General features: G+C 61.0%; 13 protein-coding genes. 3 read left to right on the forward strand and 10 right to left on the reverse strand.

Features of this window, described 5'->3' with window-relative positions:
* Nucleotides 1–8: 8 nt before the first annotated feature.
* Together JF545_RS01630 and pncB are read right to left on the reverse strand one after the other, a co-directional pair.
* The gene (locus tag JF545_RS01630) at nt 9–653 is read right to left on the reverse strand and encodes an isochorismatase family protein (protein ID WP_206937828.1); all 645 of its coding nucleotides are present in this window, start codon (nt 651–653) and stop codon (nt 9–11) included.
* An 86-nt stretch (nt 654–739) separates the two neighbouring features.
* Complete coding sequence (gene pncB, locus JF545_RS01635; RefSeq protein ID WP_206937830.1) at nt 740–2014, reverse strand: nicotinate phosphoribosyltransferase; 1275 nt, start codon at nt 2012–2014, stop codon at nt 740–742.
* A gap of 130 nt (nt 2015–2144) precedes the next feature.
* On the opposite strand from pncB, the gene JF545_RS01640 reads away from it, so the two are divergent.
* Nucleotides 2145–2906, forward strand: a complete 762-nt coding sequence (locus JF545_RS01640) for an NUDIX hydrolase (protein ID WP_206937832.1) — start codon at nt 2145–2147, stop codon at nt 2904–2906.
* Between the two features lie 515 nt (nt 2907–3421).
* Entirely contained in the window at nt 3422–5344 is a 1923-nt protein-coding gene (locus JF545_RS01645; RefSeq protein ID WP_206937834.1) for an Ig-like domain-containing protein, read from the forward strand.
* Between the two features lie 117 nt (nt 5345–5461).
* Here JF545_RS01645 and JF545_RS01650 read toward each other — a convergent pair whose 3' ends face one another.
* The 5 genes from JF545_RS01650 to JF545_RS01670 all read right to left on the reverse strand — a co-directional run bounded on the left by JF545_RS01650 (nt 5462) and on the right by JF545_RS01670 (nt 12583).
* The gene (locus tag JF545_RS01650; protein ID WP_206937843.1) at nt 5462–6286 is read right to left on the reverse strand and encodes a phytanoyl-CoA dioxygenase family protein; all 825 of its coding nucleotides are present in this window, start codon (nt 6284–6286) and stop codon (nt 5462–5464) included.
* Nucleotides 6283–7644, reverse strand: a complete 1362-nt coding sequence (locus tag JF545_RS01655) for a M20/M25/M40 family metallo-hydrolase (protein WP_206937845.1) — start codon at nt 7642–7644, stop codon at nt 6283–6285. The genes JF545_RS01650 and JF545_RS01655 overlap by 4 nt, the downstream gene beginning before the upstream one ends.
* A 20-nt stretch (nt 7645–7664) precedes the next feature.
* Nucleotides 7665–9092 (reverse strand): YfcC family protein, encoded by a 1428-nt coding sequence (locus JF545_RS01660; protein ID WP_206937847.1) that lies wholly within the window; start codon nt 9090–9092, stop codon nt 7665–7667.
* A gap of 382 nt (nt 9093–9474) precedes the next feature.
* On the reverse strand, nt 9475–11010 hold the full coding sequence (gene hutH, locus JF545_RS01665) for a histidine ammonia-lyase (protein WP_206937849.1): 1536 nt from the start codon (nt 11008–11010) through the stop codon (nt 9475–9477).
* Nucleotides 11011–11185: 175 nt separating this feature from the next.
* Nucleotides 11186–12583 (reverse strand): PLP-dependent aminotransferase family protein, encoded by a 1398-nt coding sequence (locus JF545_RS01670; protein WP_206937851.1) that lies wholly within the window; start codon nt 12581–12583, stop codon nt 11186–11188.
* 158 nt (nt 12584–12741) lie between these two features.
* Here JF545_RS01670 and JF545_RS01675 point away from each other — a divergent pair, with 158 nt between their 5' ends.
* Nucleotides 12742–13302 (forward strand): LysE family translocator, encoded by a 561-nt coding sequence (locus JF545_RS01675; RefSeq protein ID WP_206939153.1) that lies wholly within the window; start codon nt 12742–12744, stop codon nt 13300–13302.
* A gap of 132 nt (nt 13303–13434) precedes the next feature.
* Here JF545_RS01675 and JF545_RS01680 read toward each other — a convergent pair whose 3' ends face one another.
* The 3 genes from JF545_RS01680 to JF545_RS01690 all read right to left on the reverse strand — a co-directional run bounded on the left by JF545_RS01680 (nt 13435) and on the right by JF545_RS01690 (nt 16959).
* Nucleotides 13435–13773: an MliC family protein gene (locus JF545_RS01680; protein ID WP_206937853.1), complete on the reverse strand. Its 339-nt coding sequence runs from the start codon at nt 13771–13773 to the stop codon at nt 13435–13437.
* A 160-nt stretch (nt 13774–13933) separates the two neighbouring features.
* Nucleotides 13934–15835, reverse strand: a complete 1902-nt coding sequence (locus JF545_RS01685; protein ID WP_206937855.1) for a cation:proton antiporter — start codon at nt 15833–15835, stop codon at nt 13934–13936.
* A gap of 149 nt (nt 15836–15984) precedes the next feature.
* Nucleotides 15985–16959, reverse strand: a complete 975-nt coding sequence (locus tag JF545_RS01690; RefSeq protein ID WP_206937858.1) for a hypothetical protein — start codon at nt 16957–16959, stop codon at nt 15985–15987.
* Nucleotides 16960–16961 lie beyond the last annotated feature (2 nt).

Genomic DNA, 16961 nt, shown 5'->3' on the forward strand with positions numbered 1-16961 from the left:
AAGCGTCGTCACAGCAGCGCGGCCAGTTCTGCTGCGTCGGCGGCCACCACCACACCTGCGCCGCGCATGCGGGCCAGTGCCTGCTCGCATTGCTGCGGGTCGATGCCGCGACAACCTGCCAGATTAAGGTAAACCTGAAAGTCGGCGTCGCGAAGCTGCATCACCGTCGTGACGACGCAGTAGTCCAGGGCCAGTCCGCCGACGATCACCCTGTCGACGCCGCGCCCCCGCAGGAATTCGATGACACCGGTGCTGACCCGATCATTCAAGTCGTGAAAGCAGGCGCCGTAGGGGTGGCAGTCGGGATCGAGGCCCTTGCTGACCATGTAGTCGTAGCCCTCCACCGGATGCGGCAGGCCGTCCAGCAGTTCGAAGCCGCGGGTGCCGACAACCGCATGACGGTACCAGCGGACATCGACATTGGGGCCGGCAATTGCGCTGTCGACCGGCGTCAACAGCTCATCCTGATGCTTCGCCAGCCAGACCGGGTTGGCCGGGTGGGCGTCCCGGGAGCCTACACGCAGATCGGCAAGCCTGGCCTGGGCGTTGAGCTCGTCCACGATGGCATCGCCATCGGCTACCGGCAGCTCGTCGGGACATAGCGGGGTAAAGGTCTTCTGGGGATCGACATCGAAAGAGGCAATCTGGCTCATGGGACGCTCCTGAGTAACAGGCTCTGCCGGGAAGCGGGGCTTCTGACTAGCAGCTTCACAACTAGCGGGGCTTCTGACGAATGGACTCACGCGCTGGCGAAATGCTGCCTCAGCGTTGCCACATAGGTGTCATCGATGCTCATGCTCTTGCCAGGGTCGTCGGAGATCTTGGCCACCGGCTGGCCGTTGCACTCGACCATCTTCATCACGATGCTCAGCGGCGTGTAAGGGACGCCCTGCTCGGTGGCATAGTCGCCGAGATCATTGGTCAGATAGGTGCCGATGCCAAAAAAGGTCTGGGTCCTGCCCTGGAAGTGTTGGGCGATGTCGAGCGCTCTATCGAAGGTCAGGGAGTCGCTGAAGGTCAGCGTTCGCTCCATCGGATCGATACCAAGTCGCTCGAAGTGAGAGATGAATTTTTCGCCCCAGCGTATCGGGTCGCCGCTGTCGTGGCGCACTCCCTGGTACTGCTGGCTGCGTCTGGCGTCGAAGTCCTTCAGGAAGGCATCGGATGAGATGGTATCGGTCAGCGCCACGGCAAATTGGCCGCGATAGACATCGCTCCATACATCGAGGGCGCGTCTCTGGCTTTCCTGCGCGGGCACCAGTGCCTGGTGCGCCATGATGAATTCGTGGGCCATGGTGCCGATGGCCGGCAGCTGAAACTCCCGGGCCAGATGGTAGTTCGAGGTGCCCGCGAAGTGCTCGGGAATCTCGTTGACCATGTATTCGACGACTTCACGTTGGATGGCATAGGAGAAGCGTCGACGCGTACCAAAGTCGGCGAAACGGAACTCGGTCAGACCCCTTCGCTGCACTTCCGTCTTGAGCCGCTCGACCTTGTGGCGCAGGGTGCGTCCGATCGCCTCCTCAGGGACCTCTCCAAAGCGCCGACGGTTGCGTATCTCGCTGACGATGGCCAGGACCGGTATCTCATAAAGAATGGTGTCTAGCCAGGGCCCCTCGACCTCGATCGCCAGTTGGCCGGCGTCGATGGCTACTGTGACGTGTCGCGCCGGGTCGAAGCGGAAGCGCTTGAGGTAGTCGACAAAGGCAGGCTTGATCTCGCCGCGTGTGCGCAGGTAACGCAGTTGGTCATCGCTGAAGCGAAGTCGCTGGAGCTTGAGGATCGCCTGTCTGACGTCGTCGGCGTAGGCGGCCAGGTTTTCCTGGCTGCGGCAGTGAAAGCGGTACTTGACCCAGGCAGTGGGGTAGCGCTCGAAGACCACCTGCATCATGTGGATCTTGTAGGCGTCTGTGTCCAGTAGGCTGGTGATCAGCTCGTCGCGGAACAGCGAGCGATTGACGCCGGCAACCATCGGGTTGCGCTTTCCAGCAGGGAACCTGGGCAGGCCGTTCATGGGGGCGCTCCATACTGTCAAGTATTTTGACTAAATGCAGTCTGCGTGCTGCATGTTCTTTTGTCAAACAGTTTGACTGTAGTCCGGTGTCCTTTACACTGGCGGCACAGCATCTGCCTTGAGGTACGCCATGATCGTCACCCTGGATTTCGTCTGCATCCGGCTCCATCCAGAGTCTCGGGCACCGGAAGTGCTGTTGCGAAAGCGGGAGACGTCACCCGAACCTGGGAGCTATGGCCTGGTCGGCGGCTGGATCCGCGAGCAGTCCCAAGGACCGATCCAGCCACAGACCCAGGAGCGGACCCAGAAGCCAGGCGAAGGAGGAGACAGCTGTCTCGATGATGCTGTGCATCGTATCTTGCGCGACAAGGTGGGGCTAGCGCCCAGCTATCTGGAACAGGTCAGGGCCCAGGGCAGTCTCTACCGCGACATAGCGCGAGGATGGTCCGTCACCATTCCTCATCTTTGCCTGTTCAATCGCACCGACAACGATCGTCTTGCCCTCCAGGATCACCTGCGTTGGGCCTCGCTGTGGGACCTGTTGGACAGCAGGGTGCCTCTGCCGTTTGACCACCTGACGCTGGTCAGCAGTGCGTATCAGGCCTTCGTCAACAAGATCAAGTACTCGTCGTTGTTGCTCTACCTGCTGCCGTCGGAGGTAACCATCGGTGAGATCGTCGATGCCTACGCCACCTTCGGTATCGAGGTGAAGAAGCAAACCGTCATCAACCGCTGGATCAAGGCAGGCCTGCTCGAGGAAACCGGCACCACCCGAGCGGTCAGCAGCAAGGGGCCACCTGCGCGCCTGTTTCGCCTGACGGAACCCTCCCTCAGCTACTTCGAGAGCGCCATTGGTAAAAGCCTGCCCGCCGCCCCAGCTACCATTGCCTAGGTAGCGCTGCCGGGACGGTAGTGAAGAGAGCTCTCCTGTCAGCAGGGGAGAATAGCGATGTCGTCGCTCCGCCATTGGGGACAATAGGGCGCTGTCTTTGCCGTCATCTGGCTGGCGCGTTCTATTGCTTGGGTTTCACATTGTCCGCTATGTATGCACTGCCGCGACGATCTTAAAAAGAGGTGTGCATGATATCTATGCTTCCAGGAGCAGATATTCGGCCAGTCATAAAAGACTGATCCCTTGAAATTGGAACAAACCTTTGAGGTGAAGTCTGTTATCGCGCCACCTTCACTCGGGCATTAGCGTGTCGGTGCATCGGAGTAGAGATTTGATGGGCTTGGCATGAAAAATATTAGCGTGGTGATCGACTAGCAAAGTGTGCTGAAGTGAAGAATTATTCCCTCGTGCGGGTTCAATAGGACAATGCTGAAATTCTCATCATCGCATACGCTTGAGTATGGCCGGAACTAGTGGGTAGGCCATAGTACCTGGTGGCTCTTCTTGAGGCGGATATGAACGGTGAGGATACGATGTCACAGACTTCAGTGAATGTTGGTGCGCGATCTGTACCTGACAGCAATGGGGCGTTTAGTGAATATCGAGTGTTGAGTGAATATGACGTCTATAGTCCTAATGGGCATGATTACTACCCATATCCAGAAAGTAGTTATTATCATGGATATCTGAATTATAGTTTCGGTGCGCTCAGGCCCGCGACGGAGGGAGCTTTTCGCTGGTCGACGGAGAGTTTGCCCACATTGACGTCACTCGGCGAGGTACTGTCCTACGTAGTATCGGAAGATGGCTTAACACTCACCGCAGAAACAGCAGACCGCATTCCGGTCTTTCGACTCGTGGTAGAAGATGTGCTGGCAGGCCGCTATAAGGCTTTTCTATACGAAGCACTGGATCATGCCAACCCTACGTCACAGAGCGGGTTTTCGTTTGATGGTGGCAACTCACTTATTATCGATGTGGAGTACATCCTGACCGACAGCGAGGGCAATACGGCATCCAGTGCCTTACGTTTACAGGTTAACGACAGTCGTCCTCTTGCACGCAGTGATCACGTTGATGCTGAAAAGGGAGCGTTATCGGTATCGAGGAATGTGCTTGAGAATGACATAGATCGGGTGGACGGCTTGGCTCTTTATAGAGCAGAGGTGGAGGGGGGAGATGCGGTTGGCCAGGTCAGTTTTACCACTGAGGGAGAGATCACCTTTACTCCGAATAGCGATTTTGGGGGGCTTGCGACGATTCTATATGACGCGATAGACGGTGACGGAGATATAGCCAGGGAGGTATTCACGGTCTTTGTTCCTGGAGACCGGCCAGTGACGCCTGATTCCGATTTCGGCAACAGTAGCTTAAGCCCCATGGTGACCATGCGCGAATCGCGTATTGCCAGGGGGGAGGTTGAGAAGGGATTATTGGGCTACGACGTCGGCCTCGATGGAGCGGGCCGCTTCACCTGGCATCTGCCCGACCTTCCTGGCCTGACAACGGAAAGTGGGAGTTCGGTGAGTTGGTCGATTTCGCGTGCAGGACGTCAATTGGAGGGCCGTGATGAGAATGGTGACCGCGTCATCTTGGTTCAGAATGGTGATTTAGAGCAGGGCGCTTATACAGTGGCCCTGTTCCAGCCTCTGGATCATGACAGTGTGGGAAAGGAGTATTTAAGCAGGCCCTGGCTGTTAGATTTGGATATTGGCTATACGATCACCGATAGCTTCGCAACTGACGGAAGCGAAGGAGATAGCGCATCCGGCGTGCTTCATATTGATATCCTGGATGACCCTACCGTGACGTCTGCGCGGGCATATCGCACAGATGACGACGTAACTGCAGAGCCCTCTGTCGCTACCTCTGACGTTAGTGCGCTCGTCGCTCCTGTGGCCAGTGCATCCGCTTCCCCCGACGCCAGTGTTCTCGCTTCTGCTGTTGAGGTGGAGTCAGATCGACAGATCGAGAGCAGTTCCAGCTTTCAGGGCGGCTACAGCTTCAATGCCAGCTTTGATGCCGGCACCAGTGCAGGCTACTTCTTGAATATGGGTTCCGGCTTTGATGCCAGTTCCACTATCAGCTGGGAGGGGCGCTTTGGTGACAAGGTCGTCACGTTTGATCTGGATGCCGAGCGAGTGGCCGAGGTAGGGGAGGGTACGCTGACAAGCAGCGGTTCGGTTGAGGTAGCGCTCAGCATTAGCGATCTATTGGATGACTCCGACGAGGGCGATGTAGTGTTTGCCATGGAGGCAACACTGGATAGTCATGTGCCGGCGAGCAGCGGTCAAGGGGCCGATTCCACCTCCAGTATCGACGCCCAAGCTAGTAGCAGTGTCCAGGCGCCGGGTCTTGCCTGGGCCTCTGGCTTCCAGTGGGGCAGTGACAACCCTCTCGGCCAATGGCTTGGGGAGAGCAACCTTTTCCACGAATGATGACGGGCGATACGCACCCTGCCACGGCAGGGTGCGTTGTCCTGTTCTAGGAGGCTTGTTCAAGGTGTCGTGGCAAAGATGGTGTCCCAGTAAGAGGTCAGGACACTGGGGTAGCCATCACTCGACCAGCAATGGGAACAAGGGGTGATCCATGGGGCTTCCTGCCGGCAGCTGTTCATCCAGGCCTGGAAAAGGAGGAGAGGTCGTCCAGCGTCGCGGGGCGTGGACCATGTCATCGCCGAGCAGCCGGACGGAGAAGGCGCGGCGACGTTGCGGCCCCCTGACCCCACCTGCCGCATGCAGCGTCAGCATATTGAAGAACACGGCGTCGCCGGGCTCCAGCGCCCAGCCCACAATGGGGTAACGCTCGCGGTGAGCCTCGATGTCAGGCAGGTCGGCAAGACTGCCTTCAGGGAACCACTTCGCTTCATTGTCCATAAAGGTGCGGGGCATCAGCCACGGCCCCTTGTGCGACCCCGCCACGAATTCAAGGGTTGAGGCCCGCGGTACCGGGTCGACCGGCAGCCACATGCTCAGGTTCTGATGACCCTCAACGTTGTAGTAGGGCTGATCCTGGTGCCAGGGCGTGCGCTGTCGTGTACCCGGCTCCTTGACCAGCACATGGTCATGGTAGAGGCGTACCTGGCGCGAGCCCATCAGTCGCTGGCCGATCAACCCCAAGGGCGAGTCAAAGATAAAGTGACGATAGGCCGGGTTGTCTTGCCAGTTGCAGAAATCCTCGAAGAACCAGCCTGGATCGTCTGGACGACTGGCCACCTTGGCGCGAGGGCTCGGGTGCCGGATGTTGTGCTCGATGCCATCTGCCAGTCGGGCGAGTTCTTTTGGACAGAAGATGCCCCGTAGGCAGATGGCGCCGTCTCGCTGAAAGTCTGCCACAACGTCGTCATTGACGATGGTGTCAGGATGTATACGTAGGTTCATGTGCACTCCGCTTCAGCTGAGCCAGGAATCGGGAAGGCGAGCGCTGCCAATAGACGGGTGAAGAACTGCTCGCACTGAATGACCTGCTCAAAGGTGATGTATTCATCGGGCCGGTGGGCCTGGTGGATGCTGCCGGGGCCACAGATGACCGTCGGCGCACCCAACTGGGCAAACAGCCCGCCCTCACAGCCGAACCCCAGCGCCATAGGCTGGGCGGGGCTGCCGGCCAGGTCGGCGATCCAGCGGGGGAACTCGCGGCGCCGCTCATCAAGTGCCGGATAGTGCCCCAGGCTTTCGAGCTTCAGGGCTCCGCGCTGAGTTCGGCCGGCCTGCGTTGTGTCTGTTGCCGACCCAGCGGGGGACGGTGGTTCAATAGGAAATGAGGCGCAGGCCCCGGGCAAAGAGGCCGTGCTGTGAGAGCCCGTGTCGTGAGAGTCCGTGCTCAGGCATCCATGAGGTCGGGATGCATCGATCTTGGATTCCAGCGGGTCACCAACTGCGGAAGGCGGATAGAGCCTTTGCAGGTACTCGCGCAGTTCCTCGACACGCTGATCGGGCAGGCAGCGCATCTCGATATCCATCTCGCAGCGTTCCGGGATGCGGTTAAGGACGGTGCCGCCGTGAATGGTGCCGACGTGCACGGTGGACCAGGGAGGGTCGAACCGAATGTCGTGCAGGGCCTGCTGGCGTTTTTCCTGAGCCAGCTGGCGCAGATCAAGTAGCACATCGGCGGCCAGGTCGATGGCATTGATGCCGCGTTCTGGATAGCCGGAATGGCCACCGACGCCGTTCAGGACAGCGCGAAGACCCACGTGGCCCTTGTGAGCAGTGGCAACGCGCATCTCGGTGGGTTCGCCGATGATGACGCCTCTTAGTCGCTCCTGTTGCCTGGCCAGCACTGGCAGCATCAGCGGGGCGCCCTGGCAGCCCACCTCTTCATCGAAGGACAGGGCCAGGATGACCCCATGGCGTGAGCGATGTCGCTGGTGCCAGGCCGTCAGTCGGGTCAGCGCGACGCCAACAAATCCTTTCATGTCAGCGGTGCCGCGGCCGTAAAGCCGGCTCCGGTGTCGACGCGGAGTAAAGGGTGGGGTGATCTGCCAGTTTTGGCCGTCCGCGGGCACCACATCGGAGTGTCCCGAGACGATGATCGCCGGCGCCTCCCTGGGTCCAAATTCGGCGATAAGGTTGGCCTTGTCGCCCGTGCCGTTACGACACAGCGTGACGGTCACGCCTCGCCGTTCCAGCCAGCCTGCGATGAACTCGATCATCGGCAGATTCGAGTGTCGACTCGTGGTATCAAAAGCCACCAGGCGTTCGATCATGGGCACGCTGGCAGGTAACGCGATATCGGCCAACCCTTGTCTCCTCGCAGGTGTCAGGCAGCAGGCCACACGACCGTGGTGGCCAGCAGGACCAGTAGCGCGCCCAGTCCATACAGCAGCGCGATCAAAGGCAGCATGAAACGAATCCAGCGGGTCCAGGGAATGCCCGCGATGGTCAGGCCAGCCATCAGCCAGCCTGCTGTCGGGGTGAACGCATTGGAGATGCCGTCGCCAAACTGGAATGCCAGCACGGCCACCTGCCGATTGACCTCGGCCAGGTCGGCCAGCGGCGTCATGATGGGCATGGTCAGGGCGGCCTGGCCGCTGCCGGAGGTAACGATGAAGTTCATCGCGCTCTGCATCGCAAACATGCCCAGGGCAGCGGCGCTGGAGGAGGTGTCGCCGATGATGGACGACAGGGCGTGGATGATGGTGTCGATGGTATCGCTTTGCTGGACGATAACGACGATGGTGAAGGCCATTCCTACCGCCAGCGCACCGTCCACCATGTCCTTGCACCCGGTGGAAAACGAGGCTGCCAGGCGGTTGGCGCCCATGCCGGCAACTCCGCCGGTAACGATGCCGAGCACCAGGAAGACCCCGGCCATTTCCTTGAGGTACCAGCCGAAGGCACTGACACCGGCGATGATGGCAATCAATGCCAGTGCAAAGGCGCCCAGGATGATCAGGTGACGAGGGGTCAAGTGGATGTGTTCGGCACTGACTTCGCTGGCCTCGGGTGGTGCCAGGCCATAGACCACGCTGCGATCCGGCGAGGCTTGAACACGGCGCGCATAGAGCATGACGTAGCCGATGCTGACGGCGACAAAGGCCAGCCAGCAGATGATGCGGTAGCCCATGCCGGAAAACAGTGGCAGTTCAGCAATGCTCTGGGCAACACCGACATTGAAGGGATTGAGGAAGGAGCCGGTGTAGCCGATGGCGGTTCCAATCAACGGGATGGCGGCGGCGACCACGGCGTCGTAGCCCACCCGGCGTGCCAGGGGCAGCAGGATGAAAATGTAGACAATGCTGCCTTCGATCATGCCGTAGGTCCCGGAGCACACGGCGAAGAAGGTCATCATCAGTGGGATGATCAGAATCTCCCGGCCCTTCAGGCGCTCCAGCAGAAAGTTGACCAGCCCCTCCACGGCACGGGATTGGCGCAAGACGCCAAAGGTGCCGCCGACAATAATCAGAAAGAAGATGATGGAGGAACCACTTTTCATGCCTTCGAAGAAGGCATTGAAGAAGTCGAAAGGACCGATGCCGTGATTGTCGATCAGCCGGTAGGTGCCTTCCACGATAACGGAACGGCCCTGAGCGTTGGTGGCGCGCTCATAGCTGCCACTGGGGATGAACCAGGTCACCACGGCGGCCAGCACCGCCAGCAGAAACAGGATGACAAAGGCGTGGGGGAGCGTCTGATTGGCATTCATGCTCGGCCGGGCGGCCGCATTTCCCTGCGGGTCTTGGGTCATCGCTGATATCTCGCTGGCTAGAATGTCGGTAGACGCGGGCCCGCCTTGTTGTGTACTGCCTTGTCGTTCTCTGTCGCTCCTTGTTTTTCCTTATCGCCCCCTGTCGCTCCTGTTAGGGCCCTAGAGTCAGTCTGTCCGAGTTAGCTCACCGAGATGCGGTTACGATGCGGTTACATAGCAGCCAGGAAACCCCCAAGGACGCTCTGCCAAGGACGGGGCCGTGGTGTTGCTACGGGGCATCCTTCAATCAGCATCTTCAACGAGATAGGTCGACTCATAAGCCCTGACTAAACGTGAATGGCATGAACGGCAGGCAGGGCAAGAGGGTATGGTCGGTATCATTCTTAGGGTTTAGCTCGCCGTGGCACGCTGTGTCGAGCCATCAGGCTCGACTGGGCAGAATGGCGCCTGATATCAGCTGAGAAAGCGCACCACGATCAAGCAACTCGATGGCGACCTGTATGTCGGGGGCGAAGTACCGGTCGTGATCGTAGTGCGCCACGTGCTGGCGCAGGCTTTGTCTGGCCTGCTCCAGCAGCGGCGTCGTGGTGAGTCCATCGCGCATGTCCAACCCTTGGCAGGCGGCCAACCACTCGATGGCCAGCACGCCTCTCACGTTGGCTGCCATGTCCCCGAGTCGGCGCGCCGCGGCAGGAGCCATCGAGACATGGTCTTCCTGGTTGGCAGAGGTCGGCAGGCTGTCGACGCAATGAGGATGAGCCAGTGCCTTGTTCTCGCTGGCCAGTGCGGCGGCGGACACCTGCGCGATCATGAAGCCGGAGTTGATACCTCCGTTGTCGACCAGAAAAGGCGGCAGCCGCGACATATGAGTATCCATCATCAGTGAAATCCGGCGCTCGGACAGGGCACCGATCTCCGCCAGTGCCAGGGCCAGGTTGTCGGCGACCATGGCGACAGGTTCGGCGTGGAAGTTGCCGCCCGACAGAATGTCGCCGCTGTCGGCAAACACCAGAGGGTTGTCGCTGACGGCGTTGGCTTCGATATCGAGGATGCGGGCGGCGTGGCGCAGCTGATCCAGTACCGCCCCCATGACCTGTGGCTGGCAGCGCAGCGAGTAGGGGTCCTGGACCCGGTCGCAATTGGCGTGGGAGTTGCCCACGGCGCTCTGATCCTCAAGCAGTTCGCGGAAGACCCGTGCCACGTCGATCTGGCCTTGCTGGCCGCGTAGCTCGTGAATACGCGCGTCGAAAGGCACCCGTGACGCCAGGCTGGCCTCGACGCTCAGCGCACCGCAGACCAGCGCACTTGCCAGCAGGTCTTCCGCCTCGAACAACCCCTTGAGCGCCAGCGCGGTAGAGACCTGGGTGCCGTTGAGCAGCGCCAGCCCCTCCTTGGGGGCCAGGGTCAGCGGGGAAAGGCCAGCAAGGTCCAGCGCGTCCCGTCCACTTAGCACCTCACCGCGATGGCGGGCCTGGCCCTCACCCAGCAGCACCAGGCTCATATGCGCCAGGGGCGCCAGGTCGCCAGAGGCGCCGATGGAGCCCTTGGCCGGAATCAGCGGTGTCACCTGGGCGTTGACCAAGGTGATCAAGGCCTCGATCACCTCCCGACGTATTCCGGAAAAGCCCCTGGCCAGGCTGTTGACCTTGAGGGTCATGATCAGCCGCACCAGAGCGTCGTCCAGCGGCTCGCCAACGCCGGTGGCATGGGACAGCACCAGCGAGCGCTGCAGGTCGTTCAGGCGGTGTCGATCGATACGGGTGTGGGCCAGCAGGCCGAAACCGGTGTTGATGCCATAGGCGGTGCGATCTTCGCGTATCACCGCATTGACCGCCTCGACCGAGGCATCGATGGCGGCCTTGGCGGTAGGCGGCAGGGCGATGGCGAGGGGGCTCTCCAGCTGGCGCCGTGCGTCCTCCAGGCGAAGTTGACCGGGGGTGATGACGAGGGTGGGCATGCTGATGAACTCCCTGTGAGGTGACGCGATGAGCGGGCGTTACCTCGAGTCTAATGTATATACATTAGACGCTCCATGCTTTGCGCTGGAGGTGTCTGCTCCAGCACGACATGGCCGCAGTTCTACGCTGCAACGGCAGCTGACTGGACGGCAGCCGCTTTGGCGAAAGACTTGGCTACAGGGTGGCCCAGGGACTGGTGTTGCCCTCGTCAAGCACCCGCCGCAACGTCGTCAGTGCCGTTGTCAGCCGTGCTCTGCTGGTGGCTGCGCCGACACACAGACGGATGGCCTGTGGTGCGGGGTCGCTGCCGCTGCAGAAGGGCTCAGGTGTCGCGACCAGCACTCCTTCGCGTTGCAACAGCGTCTGTACTTCGCTGGCGCGACGGCCCTCTGGCAGCGGCAGCCAGAAGTTGGCGCCATAGGGCAGACTGCGCGGTTCCAGGTCGGCCAAGGTGCTCTGAGCCAGCCGCTGGCGAGCGGCCAGTTCCTGCTCCTGCCAGGCCAGCAAAGTGGTATAGCGAGGTGAGTCGATCCAGCGACAGGCGACTTCGGCCATCAGCGGTGGACACATCCAGCTCTGGGCGCGCATCAGGCTGCCGATGCGCTCGCGCAGCGTGGCTGGCATCTGCAGAGTGCCGACTCGCAGCCCGCCGGAGAGAATCTTGGAGGTGCTGAATATCTGTAGCGTGCGATGGGGGACCAGGCTGACCAGTGAAGGGCCCCGCTGCGCTGCCGGCACATATTGCACCGCATCTTCCACCACCCAGAAATCGTAGCGTTCGGCCAGCTCGGCGAGATGCTGACGTCGTTCGCTCGACATCACCGCGCTGGTGGGATTGTTCTGATCCGGTGTGACGTAGATCAGTCGGGGCACCTGTCGCCTGCAGCGCTGCTCCAGCGCATCGGTGTCCAGACCATGCTCATCCAGCGGAATGGCCATGGGCCGCAGGTGAGCATGGCGGCTAGCGGCATTGAAGCCAGGATAGGTGAGGGCATCCGCGGCAACATGGTCGCCAGGGCGGGTTAAGGCTCTTAGACACAGGTCAAGGCCGTGCTGTCCTCCCTGGGTGACCGCGAGCACCTCGTGCAGCGGGAAGCCTAGGGCCGCCAACCATTGGCTGAGGGCCTGGCGATGGGCCGTCGTGCCGATATCCGGCTGGTAGGCAGCCGCCATGGCAATAGCGGCGGGATCCTGGCTGACCTCCACCAAGGCGTCGCGCAGGCACTCGTCGCGCCATGGATGGGGGGGCGCAAAGCTCAAGCTCAGGTCAATCACGTCGGACTGATCATCCGCGACGTGAACGCTGAAAGGCGGCTCGTGAGAGGCCGTATCACGGACATAGGTGCCACTTCCCACCCGTGACATCACCCAGCCCCGCTGCTGCGCCTCGGCGTAGGCGCGGGTAATGGTGCCCACGGTGACGCCCAGCGCGTCGGCCAGGGTCCGTTGCGGGGGCAGTCGATCGCCGGCGGCGAGTTGGCCTTGGTCGATGGCATCACCGATGGCCGCGGCGATCTGGCGATAGCGGGCCGATCGGGAGTCGAGCTCGAGGGAGGGGATCCAGATTGTCATGGTGACAATAAACCCTTTGACGCCAATTGTGGCCTGAGTATGCTTTCTTTCATGGGGGCAATTTGCCGTGATTCACACCATAATGCAAAAAATGTAGGGGTACAATTGTGGAAGAGACCGTTAGCCAGCTCGCCTACCTGCTACCCGCGGCGCTGTTCATGGTGTCCATGACCATCACGCCAGGTCCCAATAATGTGATGCTGACCGCCTCCGGCGCCAACTACGGCTTCCTGCGTACCCTGCCGCACCTGTTCGGTATCCTGGGCGGCTGTTTTGTGCTGTTCGCCTCGATTGCGCTCGGGCTCGGGGTGGTGTTCGAGCGCTATCCGGTGGTGCAGGGCGGGCTCAAGCTGATTGGCAGCCTGTACCTGTTGTACCTGGCCTGGAAGATCGCAACGGCCCCGCCGCCGGACCTGCGCGTGGGCGATGCCCGTCCGTTGACCTTCACGCAGGCGGCGGCATTCCAGTTTGCCAACCCCAAGGCGTGGGTCATGGGCATTGCGTTGATGGCCGGGTTTCTGCCTGACGGTGGCAACCCCTGGGTCAACGCCCTGTTGCTCGCGGGCGTGGCGGAACTGGTGGGGCTGCCTTGCATCGCTCTTTGGGCAGGGTTTGGCACCGCCATCGGCCGCCTGTTGAAGAGCGACCGATCCTGGCGGGTGTTCAATGGGGTGATGGGCGCTCTGACCGCAGCTTGTGTAGTGATGATCCTGCGCTGAGGGTCAGGCCGGGGAGCGTCACCTGCCCCGGCAAGATCGACAGTGCTGGCAAGCCAAGCGGTTCTAGCAAGCCAAGCAGTTGGAGCAAGCCAAGCAGTTGTAAAAAGCCCAGCCGTAGGCGAATGAAGGGGCTTAACCGCTGACTTCGCAGTTGACCGGCATGCGCCTGCCAATTGTCCAGGTGGCTTCATTACCCTTGCCGCGGAACACATGCTGGCCATTTTCCGAGGCGTAGCTCATGCCCGAAGCGACAGGCTGACGCTCAAGAGGATAGCGATCGCCGTGCATCCGGACTTCCGCCGAATCGGGACTGTCGAAGACAATCGTGAACTGGCTGCCATCCTGGCAGATGTAATCGGCGGAGGGTGAAGCTGCCTCATCTGCCGGGGGCTCATTTCCTTGCTGTCCTGTGCCAGCGCAGCCGGCTACCAGCAGGGCGAGGGCAGCAGCGGGAATCCAGCAAACCTTCATGACGTTTCTCCTTGTCGAAAGTCCTGTCGCAGAGGGTGGCGGCCATCGCTGGCCGCCTAAGCTTGGTGTGCTCGCGGAACGTTAAGTTCCGCGGCGGCGCTGTCCATGATGAGCCGTCCCGGCCGCTGGCGCCAGGGTGTGATGGCACCTGGCGGGGCCATCAGGACCCTGAGTCGGAGTCTGGAGCCTCGCCGTCATCGCCGACGCTTCTCTCGTCCCTGGTGTCGGCTGACGGCTGAGCCGAGGCGCGCTGTTGCCTGGTGCGCTGGCGCTGGGCCTTGTCTTCATGGGTGTCGTCGGGCACCAGGGCGAGCAAGGTTTCGCCGGTGTCCGCATCGAAGCTCTCGTCCTTGTGCATGACCCTGACGTCGCCGTCTTCGGCATAGGCGGAGATCACCCGAGCATCCGGGTTGTCTCGGCGATAGTCGTCGAATGAGTAGCTGTCGCTAAGGCGTGTCAGGCGCACGCACCAGCCTTGGCGAATCCGTGAATTGGCCTCTTCATAGTCGAGCTCCTTGGCGAAGAAACGCCCTCCCAGCGTCTGTTCGAGCTGGTCGCCGCCGACGCCTCCGCCGGGAGCAAAGCGATAGACCCGGTGATGTCCGAACTCCGGAGCGTAGTGCATGCACAGCAGCGCGTTGTAGTCATCGTTGTCGGTCAGCGCAACCATACTGTCGAAGCGATTGAGCTCCAGCGTCAGCTCGGCTTCCTCGGTGAGCACTTCGCCGTAGTAGGTCGGGATATCGCGTCCTCTGACCTGGCGCAGGTGATTGTAGTTGCGGTCCGCGATCAGCACCGGTCTTCCCTGGGCCTGAATTGCCTCGGCCAGGGCCGCGGTAAAGGGATTGGCGCCGACGATCAGCAGCCCCTTGGTATCGGTGGACTGCAACTTGAGCCGGCGTGCCAAGGGCTGCAGCGAAAAGCCATGCAGCAGGACGGTCACGGCGACAATGGCAAACGCCAATGGCGAGAGCAGGGCGGCGTCCTCGACGCCAACATCGCTGAGGCGGGCGCCAAACAACCCGGCGATGGCTACCGCCACCACGCCTCTCGGGCCGATCCAACCCACGATCAGCTTTTCCGAGAAGGGCAGGTCGACCCGGATCAAGGCCAGGAATACCGCCACTGGCCTGACCAGCAGCAGCACGACGGCGACGAACACATACTCGCGCATGCTCAGGGTGGCCAGGGTCCCAAGATCCACCTGGGCAGCCAGCAGGATAAACACGCCCGACACCAGCAGGACGGTGATGTTCTCCTTGAAGCGTCGAATCTCGTCCAGGGACGACAGCGACGAATTGCCGATCACTACCCCCATCACCGTGACCGCCAGCAGCCCGCTTTCATGGAGCAGGGCATTGGGCAGCGTGTAGGTCGCCATGACCAGAAAGATCATGACCGGGACTTTCAGGAATTCGGGAATCTGTCCGGCCTTGATCGCGCGTATCAAGCCCCAGGCCGTGGCCAGTCCGACCGCGGTGGCGACGACAATGCCCAGCAGCATATGGCCCAGAGTCACCGACAGGTCGTGGGATGAATACATCACGATGGTGATCTCGAAGGCCAGCACCGCTGCCAGAGCACCGACCGGATCGTTGAGAATGGCCTCCCAGCGCAGGATCTCACCGGGACGCCGCTTGAGACTGGCCTGGCGCAGCAGCGGGATGATGACGGTGGGGCCGGTCACGATCAGGATGCCGCCCAGCACCGATGCCGAGGCCCAGGACAGACCGCCGATGTAGTGTCCCGACAGCGTGGCCAGGCCCCAGACCAGCGGCCCGCCGAGGAACACCAGACGCTTGACGGCGAGTTCAGCTCCTCTCAGACGGGTCAGGTTGAGGGTTAGACCGCCCTCGAACAGAATCATGGCCACGGCAACGGCGACCAGGGGTTCCAGCAGGTCGCCGAAGACGGCGTGGGGGGCGAGCACCCCACTGACCGGGCCGATGAGCACACCGCTAAGCAGCAGCAGGACAATGGCGGGCACTTTCCAGCGCCACGCCAGCCACTGCGCACCGATACCGAGCGCCGCTATCAAGCTGAAGGCGAGAACCGGGGACATGGTGACTTCCTTGTTGTGAAAATTGTGGTGAAAATTGTGGTGAAAACAGAGACCTTTGATCCACACGCTAGGCGGCTGCAAGGCGAATCACAAGGCGAGGTGTAAACGCTTGCCTGGGGTAGGTGAAGCCAGGTCGTCGCGACACTGGATCAGCGAATGGTGCGGCGGGAGCTCGTGACTGGCGTGTCGCTGATATCGCTGGGGGGAAGCAGTCGAGGGTAGGGACGACTGGGAAAGGTAAAGCCCGAAATAGAGATGATCTTGTCTCGTGTCAGCGACAGGGTATTGGTCGGTAGCGGGGCGGCCAGGTCAAAGTCATGTCCGCCGGTAATGACGATACGACGCCTTTTGTCTCGATATCCCGACCGTACCGGAATCACACCAATGCCTCGGGAAATCACGCTCTCTTCATCTGGCTCCGGTAGCAGGGTAGGTAGTCCGATGTAGACTTTGTCGTTCTCGAGGCTAATTAGAGCGTAGGTGACCTGTCGATACGTTAGCTGTTTCAGTATCGCGGCCAGTGCCGCCCTGTCCTCCGGGTCATGTCGCTTGATCTTTCCGCAGCGTAGATGGGACAAGACGTCTCGTCTGGCACGGTAGATCGCGGCATTGTGGGCGAAGTCAATCTTGGCCTGTGTCTTGATGGTGATGAGCTGGTGTTCGATGGGGGCCTTATCTTCGAGCAGCAGCTCCACTTGTCGCTTTCTGGCCCGACGAAGCTTCTGGGCACCTAGCCAGTTGACCCGTTGGCAGGTGAAAGCGGTCAGCCAGGTCAGCACGATGGAGCAGAAGGACAGGGACGCCAACTGCAACGATGCCAGGGTGGACGGATCGAGCTGTCGACCCGGGTACAGGCCCGACCCCATCAGGTTTGCCAGGTACAGAAACAGGTGGGTGTCAGGTAGAAGGGTAATGCCTGTCCAGTGCCCGATGGACGTGCCAATGGCTGGGAGCAGATAGCCAAAAAGTGCCGCAACGAAGGCAACGATCAGAATACCGAACTTGGCAGCCCGGATGTACAACAGCCAGCCATGATAGAGGCTGATGCGAATCTGCTCTCTGGGGCTTTCGGTGATGTAGATGTAGCCGCAGACCAATACGGGAAAGATCAGCAGGCCGATCATGG

This window comes from Halomonas litopenaei, from assembly GCF_017303055.1.
GTDB lineage: Bacteria > Pseudomonadota > Gammaproteobacteria > Pseudomonadales > Halomonadaceae > Halomonas > Halomonas litopenaei_A.

Bases quoted from the DNA above. Each gene is read 5' to 3' on its own strand.
- JF545_RS01630 (WP_206937828.1), bottom strand. From the start codon at position 653: ATGAGCCAGATTGCCTCTTTCGATGTCGATCCCCAGAAGACCTTTACC.
- pncB (WP_206937830.1), bottom strand. From the start codon at position 2,014: ATGAACGGCCTGCCCAGGTTCCCTGCTGGAAAGCGCAACCCGATGGTT.
- JF545_RS01640 (WP_206937832.1), top strand. From the start codon at position 2,145: ATGATCGTCACCCTGGATTTCGTCTGCATCCGGCTCCATCCAGAGTCT.
- JF545_RS01645 (WP_206937834.1), top strand. From the start codon at position 3,422: ATGAACGGTGAGGATACGATGTCACAGACTTCAGTGAATGTTGGTGCG.
- JF545_RS01650 (WP_206937843.1), bottom strand. From the start codon at position 6,286: ATGAACCTACGTATACATCCTGACACCATCGTCAATGACGACGTTGTG.
- JF545_RS01660 (WP_206937847.1), bottom strand. From the start codon at position 9,092: ATGACCCAAGACCCGCAGGGAAATGCGGCCGCCCGGCCGAGCATGAAT.
- hutH (WP_206937849.1), bottom strand. From the start codon at position 11,010: ATGCCCACCCTCGTCATCACCCCCGGTCAACTTCGCCTGGAGGACGCA.
- JF545_RS01670 (WP_206937851.1), bottom strand. From the start codon at position 12,583: ATGACAATCTGGATCCCCTCCCTCGAGCTCGACTCCCGATCGGCCCGC.
- JF545_RS01675 (WP_206939153.1), top strand. From the start codon at position 12,742: ATGGTGTCCATGACCATCACGCCAGGTCCCAATAATGTGATGCTGACC.
- JF545_RS01680 (WP_206937853.1), bottom strand. From the start codon at position 13,773: ATGAAGGTTTGCTGGATTCCCGCTGCTGCCCTCGCCCTGCTGGTAGCC.
- JF545_RS01685 (WP_206937855.1), bottom strand. From the start codon at position 15,835: ATGTCCCCGGTTCTCGCCTTCAGCTTGATAGCGGCGCTCGGTATCGGT.
- JF545_RS01690 (WP_206937858.1), bottom strand. From the start codon at position 16,959: ATGATCGGCCTGCTGATCTTTCCCGTATTGGTCTGCGGCTACATCTAC.